The sequence below is a fragment of the Nonomuraea sp. NPDC050202 genome, assembly GCF_040656115.1.
GTDB lineage: Bacteria > Actinomycetota > Actinomycetes > Streptosporangiales > Streptosporangiaceae > Nonomuraea.
The window spans coordinates 87,116-102,589 of record NZ_JBFALF010000005.1 but is presented as its reverse complement, the minus strand read 5'-3'; the positions used below and the strand labels follow the sequence as shown (position 1 = coordinate 102,589).

Genomic DNA, 15,474 nt, shown 5'->3' with positions numbered 1-15,474 from the left:
CGTGCCGGCCAGCGGGCCGACCGTCGGACCGGTCGGCGGGCCGGCCGGCAACGGCGACTCGGCCAGGGAAGCGCTCGCCGCGCTGCGCACCGAGGTGGCCAAGGCCGTGGTCGGGCAGGACGCGGTCGTGACGGGGCTGGTCATCGCGTTGCTGTGCAGGGGGCACGTGCTGCTCGAAGGCGTGCCGGGCGTGGCCAAGACGCTGATGGTGCGCACGCTGTCCTCGGCGCTGTCGCTGGACTTCAAGCGGGTGCAGTTCACGCCCGACCTGATGCCCGGCGACGTGACCGGGTCGTTGATCTATGACACGAAGACCGCGGAGTTCGAGTTCCGCGAGGGGCCCGTCTTCACCAACCTGCTGCTCGCCGACGAGATCAACCGCACGCCGCCCAAGACGCAGGCGGCGCTGTTGGAGGCGATGGAGGAGCGGCAGGTCAGCGTGGAGGGCTCGGCTCGCGAGCTGCCCGACCCGTTCGTGGTGTGCGCGACGCAGAACCCCGTCGAGTACGAGGGCACCTACCAGCTCCCCGAGGCCCAGCTCGACCGGTTCCTGCTCAAGCTGACCGTGCCGCTGCCGCCGCGCGAGCAGGAGATCTCCGTGCTCGACCGGCACGCCCGCGGCTTCGACCCGCGCGACCTGTCGGACATCAAGGCCGTCGCCTCGGCCGAGGACCTGGCGGCGGGGCGGGAGGCGGCCTCGAAGGTGCACGTGGCGCCCGAGGTGCTCGGCTACATCGTGGACGTGGCCCGCGCCACCAGGAACTCCCCGTCGCTGCAACTCGGCGTCTCCCCGCGCGGCGCCACGGCGCTGCTGGCCGCCTCCCGGGCGTGGGCGTGGCTGTCCGGGCGGCCGTACGTCACTCCCGACGACGTCAAGGCGCTGGCCAGGCCCGCGCTGCGGCACCGCGTGCAGCTCCGGCCCGAGGCCGAGCTGGAGGGGGCGACCGCCGACGGCCTGCTCGACGGGATCCTGGCCTCGGTCCCGGTCCCGCGTTGACGGCCGCTACGGGAAGCGTGGTGCGGGGATGGCTCTGACGGGACGTGCCGGGCTGGTCGCGGCGGTCGGGATCGTGGTGGTGCTGCTCGCGCCGCAGCCAGGGCCCGCGCTGGCCGGGGTCTGCCTGCTGCTGGCCGCCGGGATCGCCGTGGACCTGGCGTTCGCGGGTGCCGTGCGGCCGCTGCGCTTCCACCGGTCCGGCGACACGCTGGTCCGGCTCGGCCAGCAGGCCACGGTGGAGCTGGTGGTCGAGAACCCGGGCGGCAGGCGCGTACGCGGCCTGCTCAGGGACGCCTGGCCGCCCTCCGCGGGGGTGCATCCGCGGGTGGCCGCGCTGGACGTGCCGGCGGGGGAACGCCGCAAGCTCGTCATCTCGCTCAGCCCTACCAGGCGCGGCGACCGCTCCTCCGTGGCGATCACCGTGCGTTCGATCGGCCCGCTGGGCCTGGCCGCCCGCCAGGGCAACCACCAGGCGCCCTGGACGGTGCGGGTGCTGCCGCCGTTCCTGTCGCGCAAGCACCTGCCCTCCCGGCTGGCCCGGCTGCGCGAGCTCGACGGCCAGCACCCGGCGCTGGTGCGCGGGCAGGGCACCGAGTTCGACTCGCTGCGCGAGTACGTGGTGGGCGACGACGTGCGCTCCATCGACTGGCGGGCCACCGCGCGCCGCCACGACGTCGTCGTACGCACCTGGCGGCCCGAGCGCGACCGCCGCGTGCTGATCGTGCTCGACACCGGCCGCACCTCGGCCGGGCGGGTCGGCGCCGCGCCGATCCACCTCGCGGGGGCCGACGCGAGCGGCGGCGGGCTGTTCCTGCGGCCCGATCCCAGGCCCGCGCCCGGCTGGCCGCGCCTGGACTGGTCGATGGACGCCGCCCTGCTGCTGGCCGCGCTGGCCGCCAGGGCCGGCGACCAGGTGGACTTCCTGGCCCACGACCGTGCCGTACGCGCCTGGGTGAGCGGGACGTCGCGCACCGAGCTGCTGTCGTCGCTGGTCAACGTGATGGCGCCGATCGAGGCGGAGCTGGTCGAGGCCGACTCGCAGGCCATGGTGGCCGCCATCCTGTCGCGGGCCAAGCGGCGCTGCCTGGTCGTGCTGCTCACGGACCTGAACCCGGCCGCCATGGACGAGGGCCTGATGCCGGTCCTGCCGCAGCTCTCCGCGCGGCACCTGGTGCTGGTGGCCGGGGTGTCCGACCCGTCCGTCGCGGCCATGGCGGGCCGGCGCGGGTCGGTCGAGGAGGTGTACGACGCGGCGGCGGCCGAGCAGGCCCAGCTCGGCCGCAGGCGCATCACGGCCAGGCTGCGGCGGCACGGTGTCGAGGTCGTCGACGCGCCTCCGGATGACATCGCGCCCGCCCTCGCCGACGCGTACCTGGCCCTCAAGGCGGCGGGGCGGCTCTGACGCGCTGAGACCCGCGCGCCCCGGCGGACCCCGGTCCGGTGACGTGCGGTCAGGCGGTCGGGGCGACGTCGGGCGCCCGTTCGATGTCGCCGGTCTCGTTCGCGCGCAACGCCCTGCGGCCGAAAATGATCACGTACGCCAGGAAGACCGCCTCGGCGAGCACCCCGATGCCGATGCGCGCCCACGTGGGCAGCCCCGACGGGGTCACGAACGCCTCGATCAGCCCCGACACGAACAGCACCACGACCAGCCCCATGGCCACGCTCATCACCGCCCGGCCCTGCTCGGCCAGCGCCTCGATCCGCCTGCGCGGCCCCGGGTCGATGACCGTCCAGCCCAGGCGCATGCCCACGGCCGCCGCCAGGAAGATGGCGGTCAGCTCCAGCAGGCCGTGGGGCAGGATCAGGCCGAAGAAGATGTCCAGCTTGTCCCGGGAGGCCATCAGGCCGCCGGAGACGGCGACGTTCTCGGCGTTGGCGTAGAGCGCGTACGGGATCGGCAGGCCCAGCACCACCGCGTACATGATCATCTGTGCCGCCACCCACGCGTTGTTCGTCCACACGCGGCTGGCGAAGGAGGCGGCCGGGTGCTCGGAGTAGTAGTCGGCGAAGTCCTCCTCGACGAGCCGGGTGATCTCGTCGGGGCTGGCGATCGACGCCTGCACGTCGGGGTTGGCCGCCACCCACGCGCCCATCACCCACCCCACCACCAGGAACGCGACCGTGACCGCCAGCCACCACCAGCGCGCCCGGTAGGCGACCACGGGGAACGACACGGTGAAGAAGCGCGTCACCTCGCGCCAGGCCGGGGTGTGCGCGCCGGTGACGGCGGACCTGGCCCTGGCCACCAGCGCGGACAGCCGCCCGACCAGCATCGGGTCCTTGGACGACGAGCGGACCATGGACAGGTGCGTGGCCACCCGCTGGTACAGCTCCACCAGCTCGTCCACCTCGGCACCGGTCAGCGAGGAGCGGTGCTTGACCAGGTGATCGAGCCGGTCCCACACGGGGCGGTGTGCTGTGACGAACGCATCGATGTCCACCCGAACATTCTGGCCGCTCAATCACCCGGACATTGCCGTTAGGCTCCACATATGTCGGAGGTTGTGACCGGCGACGCCGTCGTCGTCGAAGTGCGGGTGGCCCAGATGCCCTCCCGGGCCCTGGCGATCGTCATCGACATGGCCGTGCAGTTCACCGTCCTGGTCGCCGCCTACGCGTTGTTGGGAGCGTTCGCGGCCATCACGGACGCCGCCATGTTCGGGGCCGTCATGGTCGTCCTGGTCGTGCTGGTGCTGGTCGGCTACCCCGTGATCTTCGAGACCCTCAGCAGGGGCCGCAGCCTCGGCAAGCTGGCGCTCGGGCTCCGGGTGGTCGGCGACGACGGCAGCCCCGAGCGCTTCAGGCAGGCGCTGTTCCGCGGGCTGGCCGGGGTCGTGGAGTTCTGGATGTTCTCGGGGGCGCCGGCGCTCATCGCGTCGATGGTCTCGCAGCGGGGCAAGCGGCTCGGCGACGTGTTCGCGGGCACCATCGTGATCTCCGAGCGGGCGCCGCGCGACTCGGGGCAGGTCATCGTCATGCCGCCGCAGCTCGTGAGCTGGGCGGCCACGCTGGAGCTGTCCCAGCTGCCCGACGAGGTGGCGCAGGCCGCCCGGCAGTACCTGACGCGCTGGCACGACCTCACGCCGCAGGTGCAGTACGAGATGGGGGTGCGCATCGCGACCCAGGTGGCGGCCTTCGTCTCGCCGGCGGCTCCTGGCGGGGTGCCGGCGCACGCGTACCTGAGCGCCGTCCTGGCGGAGCGCCGGCGTCGGGAGCAGGCGCGGTTCGCGCAGCGCCTGGGGAACGGGCAGCCGCAGCAGGGCCCGTACGCGCCGCAGGGGCCTTACTCGCAACCAGGGCCTCACGGCCCGGCAGGGCCGCACATGCCGCCGGCACCGGCACCGTACGCGCCGCCTGGCCCGTCCCCGTACCAGCAGCAACAGCCTCCGCCTCCGCCCGCACCCGCGCCGGAGCCGCCGAAGGCGACCCCGGGCGGGTTCGCGCCGCCTCAGTGAGCGCGGTCACGGGGCGCGCGAGCCGTCACCTCAGCCGTGCCTCCGGCCGTGGTACGACTCCTGCGTCTGGGTGTTCAGCCGCTCGGTACGCACGTACCTGGCGCTGTCGGTGAGCGGATCGTTGATCTTGATGACGTCGAGGCCCTCGTGGAAGTCGGCCCCGTAGATGTAGCCGTTGTAGTAGTAGGCGGACCAGATGCCACCGCCGCCGCCCGCCGCGCGGGGACCACGCTCGAAGTAGCCGATCTCCCTCGGGTTGGCGGCGTCGGTGAAGTCCCAGATCGACACCCCGCCCATGTACCAGGCCTGCACCATGATGTCGCGGCCCTTGACCGGGATCAGCGAGCCGTTGTGCGCCACGCAGTTCTCGCTGTCGGCCTGGTGGCGCGAGATCTTGAAGTAGCTCTTGAACACGAGCTGCCCCTTCACGATCTCGTAGATGGCGTCCGCCCCGCGGTTCGGGCCGGTGGCCTCGTTGCAGGTCGCTCCGCCGCCGCCGCCGAGCTCGTCGGTGAAGACGACCTTCCTGGCGTCGTTGCTGAAGGTGGCGGAGTGCCAGAACGCGAAGTTCGGGTCGGTCGTCCTGGCGGTGACCTGGGGGTTCAGCCGGTCGCGGATGTCGAACAGCACGCCGTCACCCATGCACGCGCCCGCGGCGATGTCCTTCTCGGCGTAGACGGTGATGTCGTGGCAGCCGCTGGTCGGCAGGAGCAGGCCGGGCTGGGTCTCGTTGCCGCCGTCGGGGAAGACGACCGGGGTGGCGGCGACCGCGGCGCTGGCCGGGTCGCGGAGCGGCACCTTGATGATCGAGATCTTGTCGTGCGGCGGCATGCAGTCGGGGAAGTTGTCGGCCGGCTGGTACGACGACACGTAGATGTAGACGTTCCGGTGCCGGTCGCGGCCCTTGCCCGGCACCAGGGTCAGGGTGTGGGAGCCGCAGTTGGTCTCGACCGACTTGATGTAGCGCGGGTTGGCCTTGTCGGAGACGTCGAAGATGCGCACACCCTCCCACGACTCCTTGATCGAGGCGCTCTGCCCGGTGCTGCTGCACGAGTCGTTGTTGCGGGAGGAGTCCACGGCCGCGAACAGCAGGTCGCCGTAGACGCTGACGTCCATCTGGGAGCCGGGGCAGACCACGGAGCTGACCGGCCTGACCTTCCTGGGGTTCCTGATGTCGTAGATGGAGAAGCCGCCGTAGTTGCCGACGTAGGCGTAGTCGCCCTGGAAGGCGAGGTCGGTGTTGATGGTGCCGGCGATCGGGGCGGGCTTGGGGACGTTCAGGACGTGCGTCACGTTGGGGCTGGTGACCACGGTGTCGGGCGGCGGGATGTCGGCGGCCTGCGCGGGCATTCCGGCCAGCGCTAAGACGGCTGCTGCCGCGACCATGACGAGGGAACGGCGCTTCAGGGACACTCGGGAGCCTCCTTGATCACGTTCGACGAGTGTGAACGTGCACGTGGGATGCGGAACACAGAAGGGTGCGGGCCCCGGTGGGAGCTCCGCCGCACGATCTACCCGTGGCCGTGCCCGCGCTCGGGGTACGACGCCTGCGTCTGCGCGTTCAGCGAGCGCATCTTCACGCCGTTGGCCTGGTTCGTCCGCCAGTCGTTGATCTTCAGCACGTCCAGGCCCTGGTGGAAGTCGGAGCCGTAGATGTAGCCGTTGTAGTAGTAGGCCGACCAGAAGCCGCCGTACAGCGGCCCGGCGGTGTTGTCGGGGCCGCGCTCGAAGTAGGCGATCTCCTTCGGGTGCGCGGAGTCGGTGAAGTCCACCACCGAGATCCCGCCCTGGTACCACGCCTGCACCATGATGTCGCGGCCCTTGACCGGGATCAGCGAGCCGTTGTGCGCCACGCAGTTCTCCGTGTCGGCCTGGTGCCGTGCGATCTTGAAGTAGCTCCTGAACTGGAGCTGCCCACCGACGATGTCGTAGTAGGCGTTGGCGCCCCGGTTCGGCCCGATGGCCTCGTTGCAGGTCGCCCGGGTGCCGCCGCCGAGTTCGTCGGTGAAGATGACCTTGGTGCCCTCGTTGTTGAAGGTGGCCGAGTGCCAGAAGGCGAAGTTCGTCTCGTCGCGGACGGTCGCGGTGACCTTGGGCCGCTCGGGGTCGCGGATGTCGAGCAGGATGCCCTCACCCATGCACGCCCCCGCGGCGATGCCCTTCTCCGGGTAGGCGGTGATGTCGTGGCAGCCGGCCGTGGCCGTCTTGCCGTCCGGGTAGGGCAGCGGGACGCCCGGGTACCCGCCGTCGGGGAACAGGTTCGGCGTGGCGATGACCGAGGCCGCGGCCGGGTTCCGCAGCGGCACCTTGATGATGGAGATCAGGTCGTGCGGCGTCTTGCAGTCCGGGTAGGTGTCGCTCGGGCCGTAGGAGGAGATGTAGAGGTAGACGTTCTGCCGCCTGCGGTCGGGCACCAGCGTGTGCGTGTGCGAGCCGCAGTTCGTCTCGACCGACTTGATGTACGTCGGAGCGGCCTTGTTCGAGACGTCGAAGATCCGGATGCCCTCCCACGACTCCTTGATCGTGGCGCTCTGCCCGGTGCTGCTGCACGAGTCGTTGTTGCGCGAGGAGTCGACGGAGCCGAACAGCAGATCGCCGTACACGCTGACGTCCATCTGCCCGCCGGGGCAGACGACGGAGCTGACCAGCGAGGTCCTCTTCGGGTTCCTGATGTCGTAGATCGAGAAGCCGAAGTAGTTGCCGACGTAGGCATAGTCGCCCTGGAAGGCCATGTCCGTGTTGATGTCGGACAGGGCTTGGGGCTTGGGCACGTTCGTGACGTGCTTCATGTTGGGGCTCATGACGATCTCGCCGGGAGCCGGGATGTCCGCAGCCTGGACGGGGGCCGTCACGCCCACGCACGCGGCGAACGCCGCCACCAGGATGAGGGCTTTGCGGGGGGTTAACACCTAACCTCCAATAAAGGGGGCATAAATCTACGCAATCCTCACCCCTCCCGGCCTCGCCGACCAGCGTCCAACATGTCAAATTTTGTTGCGATTCGACCTCTTTCAATTAGTACGGTTTTCACCTAGAGTGCGCATGCTGTACCCCGTTCAGTCAGGAGGCTGAGTGCGCGCTGCGCTCGTCGTCGTGGCCCTTGCCGTCGCCGTGTCGGGTTGCAGCTCCGGCACGACCCCGCAGGCCCCCAGGGCCGACTCCTCAGCACCGGTGATCGCCCCCGGCCGCCCGGGTGAGCAGGCGAAGACCCTCTCCCCTGAGGAGGCCGCCACCGCCGTCCCCTCGGCCACCGCCAACGCCGCGGACGTGACGTACGTCCAGAACATGATCGTCCACCACCGGCAGGCCGTGGACATGGCGCTGCTCGCCCCGAACCGCGCCGCATCCGCCAAGCTCAAGAACCTGGCGGACCGGATCCAGGACGTGCAGGGCCCCGAGATCCAGTACATGTCCACCTGGCTGCGGGAGCAGGAGCAGGCGGTGCCCGACCACCACGGCCGCCACGACGGCATGCCGGGGATGGCCACGCCCGAGCAGCTGGAGGCGCTGAAGGCGGCCCAGGGCAAGGAGTTCGACCGGATGTTCCTGCAGCTCATGATCGAGCACCATCTGGGCGCCATCGAGATGTCGAAGCAGGTGCTGACCGGCGGGGCGCACATCAAGATCGAGGAGCTGGCGTCCGACGTCAGCGTGGAGCAGGCGGCCGAGATCCGCCGCATGCAGGAGATGCAGACCGCCCCCTGAACCTCTGAACCCCCGGAACCGGCCCTCGCCGGACCGCCCGCCGGCCGGCCGGTCCTCGCAGTACCGGCCCCCGATCCCCGCTCCTCGCCGGACGTCCGATTCCTGCAAGCCGCGCCCGGAGCGCCCCGCATACCGTCGCCTGCATGAGGACGAGCAGTGGCACGATCTTCCGTCCAGGACAGCCCGGCTACGAGAAGAACCGGCTGGGGCTGAACCGGGCGGCCGGCGAGTCCCGCCCGGCCTGCGTGTTCGCCGCCGCCGGCGAGCACGACGTGGTCGCCCCGGTGCGGCCGGGTGGCCAACTGCGTCGGCGGCCGCGCCTCACCACGCTCAAGGCCCGCTACGACCCGCGCAACCTGTTCCGGATCAACTTCAACATCCCGCCATCGGACGAAGGAGAGACCCGGTGACCTCGAACCTCACCGACCTGCTCAACGTCGGCCGTGCCGTGGCCGCCCGCTTCGAACGCATCGGCATCACCCGCGTCGACCAGCTCGACGGCCAGGACCCGCTCGACCTGTACGAGCGGATGTCGGCCGCCGGCGGCAAGCGCGAGGACCCGTGCCTGCTCGACACCATCATGTCCGCCGTACGCCAGGCCGAGGGCGAGCCGGCCCTCCCGTGGTGGCACTACACCGCCGAGCGCAAGCGCCTGCTGGCGCAGAACCAGGCGCCCTGAGGCCGGCGAGAGCACAAGCCACGCACCGGCCTGGCCGCTCGCCCCGCGCCCGGGCCGCGCCCTCAGGGGTCATCGCAGGGGGCGGAAGAAGGCCCGGATGTCGTCGACGAGCAGGTCGGGTGCCTCCATCGCGGCGAAGTGGCCGCCCCGGTCGAACTCCGACCAGTGCACGACGTTGTGCTCGCGCTCGGCGATCCGGCGGACCCCCGCGTCGCCGGGGAAGACGGCGACCCCGTGCGGCAGCGCCGAGTACTCGGCCACCGCACCCCATCCCTGCTGACCCTCCTTGTAGAGGCGGGCGGCCGAGGCAGCCGTCCCGGTGAACCAGTAGATGCTCACGTCGGTGAGCAACTGGTCGAGGTCCACCGCGTCCTCGGGCAGGTCGCGGGCCGGGTCGGTCCACTCCTTGAACTTCTCCACGATCCACGCGAGCTGGCCCGCGGGCGAGTCGTGCAGCCCGAACGCGAGAGTCTGCGGCCGGGTGGCCTGGATGATCGCGTAGCCCGCCCCGTCCTGGTCCTGGTACTGGTCGAGGCGCGCCAGCTCGGCGGGGGTGAGCCCGGCGAGCTCCGACGGGTCGCCGGTGGGGAACCCGAGCGCGCCGTTGACGTGCACGCCGATCACGTTCTCCGGGACGGTGCGGCCGAGCATCGGCGAGATGACCGAGCCGCTGTCGCCGCCCTGGGCGCCGTAGCGCCGGTAGCCGAGCCGGTCCATGAGCTGGGCCCAGGCCCGCGCGACCCGCTGCAGGTCCCAGCCGGTCTCGGTGGTGGGCCCCGAGAAGCCGAAGCCGGGGATCGACGGGGCGACGACGTGGAAGGCGTCGGCGCGGTCGCCGCCGTGCGCCGCCGGATCGGTGAGCGGGCCGATGACCTTCAGGAACTCGGCGACGGAGCCGGGCCAGCCGTGCGTGATGATCAGCGGCAGCGCGTCGGGCTCTGGCGAGCGGACGTGCACGAAGTGGATGTTCTGGCCGTCGATCGGGGTCGTGAACTGCGGGAAGGCGTTCAACCTGGCCTCGGCGGCACGCCAGTCGAAGCCGGTGCGCCAGTGATCGGCCAGCTTCTTCGCGTAGCCGGTGGGGACCCCGTAGGACCAGCCCACCCCGGGCAGCTCGTCCGGCCAGCGGGTCGCGGCCAGCCGGGCGTGCAGGTCGTCCAGCTCCGCCTGCGGGATGTCGATACGGAAGGGGCGGATTCGCGGGTCTTCGGTCATGTCCCTCATGCTAGGAACGGGTTAGGACAGATCCGGTCCTAGGATGGACGTCATGCTGGAGACTTCGGCGCGCCTGCTGCGGCTGCTCTCGCTGTTGCAGACCCCCCGCGACTGGCCGGGCGCGGAGCTGGCCGAGCGGCTCGGCGTCTCGCCCCGCACGATCCGGCGCGACATCGACCGGCTGCGCGAGCTCGGTTACACCGTGCACGCCACCGCGGGCGCGCCCGGTTACCGGCTGGGCGCGGGCGCCGGGCTCCCGCCGCTGCTGCTCGACGACGACGAGGCCGTCGCGGTCGCCATCGGGCTCGGCACCGCCGCCGTCTCCGGCGTGGCGGGCATCGAGGAGACCTCGCTGCGTGCCCTCACCAAGCTCGAACAGGTCCTGCCGTCCCGGCTCCGGCACCGCGTCGGCAACCTGCGGTCGGTCACGGTCCCGCTGGCCGGGTCCACGGCCTCGGCCGTCGACCCGGCCGTGCTCACCGCGATCGCCGCGGCCGTGCGCGACCGGGAGAGCCTGCGCTTCGGCTACCGCTCCCACGACGGCGCCGAGGACGTCCGCACCGCCGAGCCGTACCGGCTGGTCAACTCGGGTCGCCGCTGGTACCTGGTGGCGTGGGACACCGGCCGGGCCGGCTGGCGCACGTTCCGCGTCGACCGGCTGCGCCTGCACACGCCCAACGGGCCCCGCTTCACGCCCCGCCGGCCACCCGGTGACGACCTCGTCCGCTACGTCTCGGGACGGATCTCCGTCGACCCCTACCGCTACCGCGGCCGCTTCACGGTGCACGCCTCCGCCGACGTGGTCGCCGCCCGGATGCCGCCGACGATGGCGGTGGTCGAGCCCGCCGGCGACGACGCCTGCGTCCTCAGCACCGGATCGAACTCCCTCGACGAGCTGGCCATGTGGGTCGCGCAGCTCGGCGTTCCGTTCGAGGTGCACGAGCCGCCCGAGCTCGTCCGGCACATCCGCGACCTCGGCGCCCGCCTCACCGGCGCGGCCCGGGATCACCTGTCCGCCTGACGGCTCCTCGCCGGTCCAGGGCGGCGCGGGCGCAGCCGCACGGCTCCCCGTAGGAGCCGGGCGCACCCGCCGCACGGCTCCCTAGGAGCCCATCCGCCAGGAGTGCAGGTACTCCTCCTGCTCGGCCGTCAGCAGGTCGATGCCGATGCCGGTGGCGGCGAGCTTGAGCCTGGCCACCTCGTGATCGATCTCCTCCGGCACGTCGTAGACGCCGGGCGCGAGATTCGCCCGCTCCCCGACGAGCCACGCCACTGCGAGCGCCTGCGCGGAGAACGACATGTCCATGACGGCCGCCGGATGCCCCTCGGCGGCGGTGAGGTTGACCAGCCGCCCCTCGGCCAGCAGCAGCAGCCGCCGCCCGTCGGGCATCACGTACTCGTCGGTGTTGGGCCGCACGCCCCGGTGCACCTCGTGGGCCATCTCGTCCAGGGCCCGCACGTCGATCTCCACGTCGAAGTGCCCCGCGTTGGCCAGGATGGCCCCGTCCTTCATCACCGACAGGTGCTCGGCCCTGATCACGTCGCGGTTGCCCGTCACGGTGACGAACAGGTCGCCGAGCAGCGCGGCCTGCGCCATCGGCCGCACCTCGTACCCCTGCAGGGTCGCGTCCAGCGCCTTCACCGCGTCGATCTCGGTCACGATCACCCGCGCCCCGAACCCCTTGGCCCGCTCGGCCACCCCGCGCCCGCAGTACCCGAACCCGGCCACGACCACGGTCCGCCCGGCGAGCATGGTGTTGGTGGCCCGCATGATCCCGTCCAGCGTGGACTGGCCGGTCCCGTACCGGTTGTCGAACATGCGCTTGGTCCGGGTGTCGTTCACGGCCACGACGGGGAACCGCAGCGCCTCCTCGGCCGCCATCTGCCGCAGCCGGATGATCCCGGTCGTGGTCTCCTCGCACCCGCCGGTGACCCCGTCGAGCAGATCCGTGCGCTCGGTGTGCAGGATGTTCACCAGGTCGCACCCGTCGTCCAGCACGAGCTCGGGGCCCAGGTCGAGCGCCTGGTGGATGTGCCGGTAGTAGGTCGCCCGATCGACCCCGGCGCGGGCGTGCACCGCGATCCCGTAACTTCTGAGCGCGTCAGCGACGTCGTCCTGCGTGGAGAGGGGGTTGGAGGCGGCCAGCGCGATCTCGGCCCCGCCCGCCTTCAGGGCGCCCAGCAGCACGGCGGTCTCGGCGGTGACGTGCAGGCAGGCCGCGATCCTCAGCCCGTCGAGCGGCCGTTCGAGCGCGAACCGCTCACCGATCGCCGTGAGCACCGGCATCGAGCGGGCGGCCCAGGAGATCTGCCGCTCACCGCTTTCACTGAGGTCCATGGCCAACCTTAAACCGAAGAAGACGGCCGAGGTCACGCTCGTCACGGCGCCCGGCCCGTGAGCCTTCACGACCGGCCATGACGGACGGAGGTGACATCGGCGCGTGCGGGTGACCCCGGCTTGCCGTAAGTAGAGGGAAATGGGAAAGCTCCGAGAGGCGAGCAGCAACCTCTCGGAGCTTGATCTTTTTCAGTAACGGTAGTGGTCGGACTTGTAGGGGCCCTCGACGTGGACGCCGATGTAGGCGGCCTGCTCCTTCGTCAGCTCGGTGAGCTTCACGCCCAGGGCGTCGAGGTGCAGGCGGGCGACCTTCTCGTCCAGGTGCTTGGGCAGCGTGTACACGCCGATCGGGTACTCGGAGGTCTTGGTGAACAGCTCGATCTGCGCGATCACCTGGTTGGTGAACGAGTTGGACATGACGAAGCTGGGGTGGCCGGTCGCGCAGCCCAGGTTCATCAGGCGGCCCTCGGCGAGGACGATGATCGAGTGCCCGTCGGGGAAGACCCACTCGTCGACCTGGGGCTTGATGTTGTTCTTGACGATGCCCTCGGTGCGGCCCAGGCCGGCCATGTCGATCTCGTTGTCGAAGTGGCCGATGTTGGAGACGATCGCCTGGTGCTTCATCTTCGCCATGTGCTCGGCGGTGATGATGTTGAAGTTGCCGGTGCAGGTGACGAAGATGTCGGCGATGCCGACGACCTCGTCCAGCGTGGTGACCTGGAAGCCGTCCATGGCCGCCTGGAGCGCGCAGATCGGGTCGATCTCGGTGACGATGACGCGGGCGCCCTGGCCGCGCAGCGCGTCGGCGCAGCCCTTGCCGACGTCGCCGTAGCCGCAGACCACGGCCACCTTGCCGCCGATCAGCACGTCGGTGGCGCGGTTGAGGCCGTCGATGACGGAGTGGCGGCAGCCGTACTTGTTGTCGAACTTCGACTTGGTGACCGAGTCGTTGACGTTGATCGCCGGGAAGAGGAGCTGGCCGTTCTTGTGCATCTCGTAGAGGCGGTGCACGCCGGTCGTGGTCTCCTCGGTGACGCCCTTGATGCTCTCGGCGATCCGGGTCCACTTCTTGTCGGCGCCGACCGTGCGGGTGAGCAGGTCGATGATGACGTGCCACTCCTCCGGGTCCTCGGCCGTGGCCGGGGGCACGGCGCCGGCCTTCTCGTACTCGGCGCCCTTGTGCACGAGGAGGGTCGCGTCGCCGCCGTCGTCGAGGATCATGTTGGGGGCGTCGCCGTCAGGCCAGGTGAGCGCCTGCTCGGTGCACCACCAGTACTCCTCCAGCGTCTCGCCCTTCCAGGCGAACACCGGGACGCCCTGCGGGTCGTCCACCGTGCCGTTGGGGCCGACGACGACCGCGGCGGCGGCGTGGTCCTGGGTGGAGAAGATGTTGCAGCTCACCCAGCGCACCTCGGCGCCGAGGGCGACCAGCGTCTCGATGAGGACGGCCGTCTGGATCGTCATGTGCAGGGAGCCCATGATCTTCGCGCCGCGAAGGGGCTGGGAGGCCGCGTATTCCTTGCGGACCGCCATGAGGCCGGGCATCTCGTGCTCGGCGAGCCGGATTTCCTTACGGCCGAAGTCGGCAAGTGAAAGGTCTGCGACCTTGAAGTCCATCGGGTTTCCCCTCGCGTCACTGATGGTTGTCGCCGACGAGTCTAGGCGGCGCTCGTACGGGGACGCATCTCATGAGGGGCTAACCTGACGTAAGAATGTAAGAATGCGCATCACGGAAGCGGCCAAGCGGCTCGGTATGTCCCCACGAATGCTCCGGTACCGGGAGGCGCTCGGCCTGCTCCCGCCGGTGCGCGAGCAGGGGGCGCACCGGCGTTTCGGGCCCGAGGAGCTGGCCGCCGTGGCTCAGGGGGTGGAGCTGGAGAAGCAGTTCGACGTGTCGCCCGCGGAGCTGGCGTTCGCGCTGCGGGTGCTGAGCGAGCCGGCCGTGGCGGCCGCCGTACGCGACCTCGGGGTTCGCATCGGGCGTATCCAGGTGCCCCGCCGCGCCCTGGACTTCGAGAAGGAGAAGGCGCTGCGCCTGCTCCGCCCCTCCAGCGGCGCCCGCTGAACGGGCGGCGGCACGCCGAGCGCACCGCCGCCCATCCGGCCGGTCAGCCGGAGGGGGAGGTGCTCTTGAGGCGGTCCAGGTCGGGCTCCAGGTAGATCACGCGCGCGATCGGCACGGCCTCGCGGATGCGCCGCTCGGCCTCGTCGATGCCGTACGCCACCTCGGCCGCCGTGTCGTTGTGCTCGACCGCGATCTTCGCGGCCACCAGCAGTTCCTCCGGGCCCAGGTGCAGCGTGCGCATGTGGATGACGCGCGACACCTCGGGCGCCCCTTCGAGCGCGGTCCTGATCTGGTCCTCCACGTCGGGCGAGGCGCCCTCACCGACGAGCAGCGACTTGGTCTCGATGGCGAGCACGACCGCGATCACGGCCAGCAGCACGCCGATCATCAGGGTGCCGATGCCGTCCCAGACACCGTCGCCGGTGACGACCGCCATCGTCACACCGAACAGCGCGAAGATCAGGCCGAACAGCGCGCCCAGGTCCTCCAGCAGGATGACGGGCAGCTCGGGCGACTTGGAGCGGCGGATGAACGCCACCCACGACTGCTTTCCGCGGACCGCGTTGGATTCGATGATCGCCGTACGGAACGAGAACGCCTCGGCGATGATCGCGAAGATCAGCACCGCGAACGCCCAGATGGGCGCCTCCACCTTGTGCGGGTCGGAGATCTTGTGCACACCCTCGTACAGCGAGAACGCCGCGCCGATCGTGAACAGCACCACGGCCACCACGAACGCGTAGAAGTACCGCTCGCGCCCGTAGCCGAACGGGTGCTCCTTCGTTCTGGCCCTGGCCGCCCGCTTGCCGCCGACCAGCAGCAGCACCTGGTTGCCCGAGTCGGCGACCGAGTGAATGCCCTCCGCCAGCATCGAGGAGGACCCGGTGAAGAACGCTGCCACGAATTTGGCCACGGCAATGGACAGGTTCGCGACCAAGGCCGCAACGATTGCTTTTGTTCCGCCGCTCGCGCTCACCGGTCTACTCCAGTCATAAAGATCACCTACAAAGGCCTGAT

At 70.8% G+C, this 15,474-nt stretch carries 15 protein-coding genes; 8 read left to right on the top strand and 7 right to left on the bottom strand.

Features of this window, described 5'->3' with window-relative positions:
* The first annotated feature begins 1 nt into the window (after nt 1).
* Both AB0I79_RS17015 and AB0I79_RS17010 read left to right on the top strand, forming a co-directional pair.
* The gene (locus AB0I79_RS17015; protein ID WP_357874264.1) at nt 2-997 is read left to right on the top strand and encodes a MoxR family ATPase; all 996 of its coding nucleotides are present in this window, start codon (nt 2-4) and stop codon (nt 995-997) included.
* A gap of 28 nt (nt 998-1,025) precedes the next feature.
* Nucleotides 1,026-2,399, top strand: coding sequence for a DUF58 domain-containing protein (locus AB0I79_RS17010; protein WP_357873305.1), 1,374 nt, complete (start codon nt 1,026-1,028; stop codon nt 2,397-2,399).
* A gap of 49 nt (nt 2,400-2,448) precedes the next feature.
* On the opposite strand, the gene AB0I79_RS17005 is transcribed toward AB0I79_RS17010, so the two are convergent.
* The gene (locus AB0I79_RS17005) at nt 2,449-3,441 is read right to left on the bottom strand and encodes a stage II sporulation protein M (RefSeq protein ID WP_357873302.1); all 993 of its coding nucleotides are present in this window, start codon (nt 3,439-3,441) and stop codon (nt 2,449-2,451) included.
* Nucleotides 3,442-3,492: 51 nt separating this feature from the next.
* On the opposite strand from AB0I79_RS17005, the gene AB0I79_RS17000 reads away from it, so the two are divergent.
* On the top strand, nt 3,493-4,455 hold the full coding sequence (locus AB0I79_RS17000; RefSeq protein ID WP_357873299.1) for an RDD family protein: 963 nt from the start codon (nt 3,493-3,495) through the stop codon (nt 4,453-4,455).
* Between the two features lie 30 nt (nt 4,456-4,485).
* Here AB0I79_RS17000 and AB0I79_RS16995 read toward each other — a convergent pair whose 3' ends face one another.
* Nucleotides 4,486-5,868 carry a hypothetical protein gene (locus AB0I79_RS16995; RefSeq protein WP_357873297.1) on the bottom strand — a complete coding sequence of 461 codons (1,383 nt, stop codon included), beginning with the start codon at nt 5,866-5,868 and terminating at the stop codon, nt 4,486-4,488.
* Nucleotides 5,869-5,966: 98 nt separating this feature from the next.
* Nucleotides 5,967-7,364: a hypothetical protein gene (locus AB0I79_RS16990; protein WP_357873294.1), complete on the bottom strand. Its 1,398-nt coding sequence runs from the start codon at nt 7,362-7,364 to the stop codon at nt 5,967-5,969.
* 163 nt (nt 7,365-7,527) lie between these two features.
* Between AB0I79_RS16990 and AB0I79_RS16985 the strand changes: the two genes are divergently transcribed.
* The 3 genes from AB0I79_RS16985 to AB0I79_RS16975 all read left to right on the top strand — a co-directional run bounded on the left by AB0I79_RS16985 (nt 7,528) and on the right by AB0I79_RS16975 (nt 8,839).
* The gene (locus tag AB0I79_RS16985; RefSeq protein ID WP_357873291.1) at nt 7,528-8,160 is read left to right on the top strand and encodes a DUF305 domain-containing protein; all 633 of its coding nucleotides are present in this window, start codon (nt 7,528-7,530) and stop codon (nt 8,158-8,160) included.
* A 143-nt stretch (nt 8,161-8,303) separates the two neighbouring features.
* Nucleotides 8,304-8,570 (top strand): BBE domain-containing protein, encoded by a 267-nt coding sequence (locus AB0I79_RS16980; RefSeq protein WP_357873288.1) that lies wholly within the window; start codon nt 8,304-8,306, stop codon nt 8,568-8,570.
* Nucleotides 8,567-8,839, top strand: coding sequence for a helix-hairpin-helix domain-containing protein (locus AB0I79_RS16975; RefSeq protein WP_357873285.1), 273 nt, complete (start codon nt 8,567-8,569; stop codon nt 8,837-8,839). Before AB0I79_RS16980 ends, AB0I79_RS16975 begins: the two co-directional genes overlap by 4 nt.
* A gap of 69 nt (nt 8,840-8,908) precedes the next feature.
* Here AB0I79_RS16975 and AB0I79_RS16970 read toward each other — a convergent pair whose 3' ends face one another.
* Nucleotides 8,909-10,054 (bottom strand): epoxide hydrolase family protein, encoded by a 1,146-nt coding sequence (locus AB0I79_RS16970; protein ID WP_357873282.1) that lies wholly within the window; start codon nt 10,052-10,054, stop codon nt 8,909-8,911.
* Between the two features lie 52 nt (nt 10,055-10,106).
* On the opposite strand from AB0I79_RS16970, the gene AB0I79_RS16965 reads away from it, so the two are divergent.
* Nucleotides 10,107-11,075, top strand: a complete 969-nt coding sequence (locus tag AB0I79_RS16965; protein WP_357873280.1) for a WYL domain-containing protein — start codon at nt 10,107-10,109, stop codon at nt 11,073-11,075.
* A gap of 81 nt (nt 11,076-11,156) precedes the next feature.
* Here the strand turns inward: AB0I79_RS16965 and AB0I79_RS16960 are convergent, their stop codons facing one another.
* Both AB0I79_RS16960 and ahcY read right to left on the bottom strand, forming a co-directional pair.
* The gene (locus AB0I79_RS16960) at nt 11,157-12,392 is read right to left on the bottom strand and encodes an adenosylhomocysteinase (protein WP_357873277.1); all 1,236 of its coding nucleotides are present in this window, start codon (nt 12,390-12,392) and stop codon (nt 11,157-11,159) included.
* 189 nt (nt 12,393-12,581) lie between these two features.
* A complete protein-coding gene (ahcY, locus tag AB0I79_RS16955) occupies nt 12,582-14,009 on the bottom strand; it encodes an adenosylhomocysteinase (RefSeq protein ID WP_357873275.1) in 1,428 nt (475 codons plus the stop codon).
* A 103-nt stretch (nt 14,010-14,112) separates the two neighbouring features.
* Here ahcY and AB0I79_RS16950 point away from each other — a divergent pair, with 103 nt between their 5' ends.
* A complete protein-coding gene (locus tag AB0I79_RS16950; protein WP_357873272.1) occupies nt 14,113-14,457 on the top strand; it encodes a MerR family DNA-binding transcriptional regulator in 345 nt (114 codons plus the stop codon).
* A 43-nt stretch (nt 14,458-14,500) separates the two neighbouring features.
* On the opposite strand, the gene AB0I79_RS16945 is transcribed toward AB0I79_RS16950, so the two are convergent.
* Nucleotides 14,501-15,433, bottom strand: a complete 933-nt coding sequence (locus tag AB0I79_RS16945; protein WP_357873269.1) for a cation diffusion facilitator family transporter — start codon at nt 15,431-15,433, stop codon at nt 14,501-14,503.
* Between the last annotated feature and the right edge of the window lie 41 nt (nt 15,434-15,474).

Coding starts and splice junctions, on each gene's coding strand:
- AB0I79_RS17010 (WP_357873305.1), top strand. CDS start 1,026: ATGGCTCTGACGGGACGTGCCGGGCTGGTCGCGGCGGTCGGGATCGTG.
- AB0I79_RS16950 (WP_357873272.1), top strand. CDS start 14,113: ATGCGCATCACGGAAGCGGCCAAGCGGCTCGGTATGTCCCCACGAATG.
- AB0I79_RS16965 (WP_357873280.1), top strand. CDS start 10,107: ATGCTGGAGACTTCGGCGCGCCTGCTGCGGCTGCTCTCGCTGTTGCAG.
- AB0I79_RS16970 (WP_357873282.1), bottom strand. CDS start 10,054: ATGACCGAAGACCCGCGAATCCGCCCCTTCCGTATCGACATCCCGCAG.
- AB0I79_RS16960 (WP_357873277.1), bottom strand. CDS start 12,392: ATGGACCTCAGTGAAAGCGGTGAGCGGCAGATCTCCTGGGCCGCCCGC.
- AB0I79_RS16980 (WP_357873288.1), top strand. CDS start 8,304: ATGAGGACGAGCAGTGGCACGATCTTCCGTCCAGGACAGCCCGGCTAC.
- ahcY (WP_357873275.1), bottom strand. CDS start 14,009: ATGGACTTCAAGGTCGCAGACCTTTCACTTGCCGACTTCGGCCGTAAG.
- AB0I79_RS17000 (WP_357873299.1), top strand. CDS start 3,493: ATGTCGGAGGTTGTGACCGGCGACGCCGTCGTCGTCGAAGTGCGGGTG.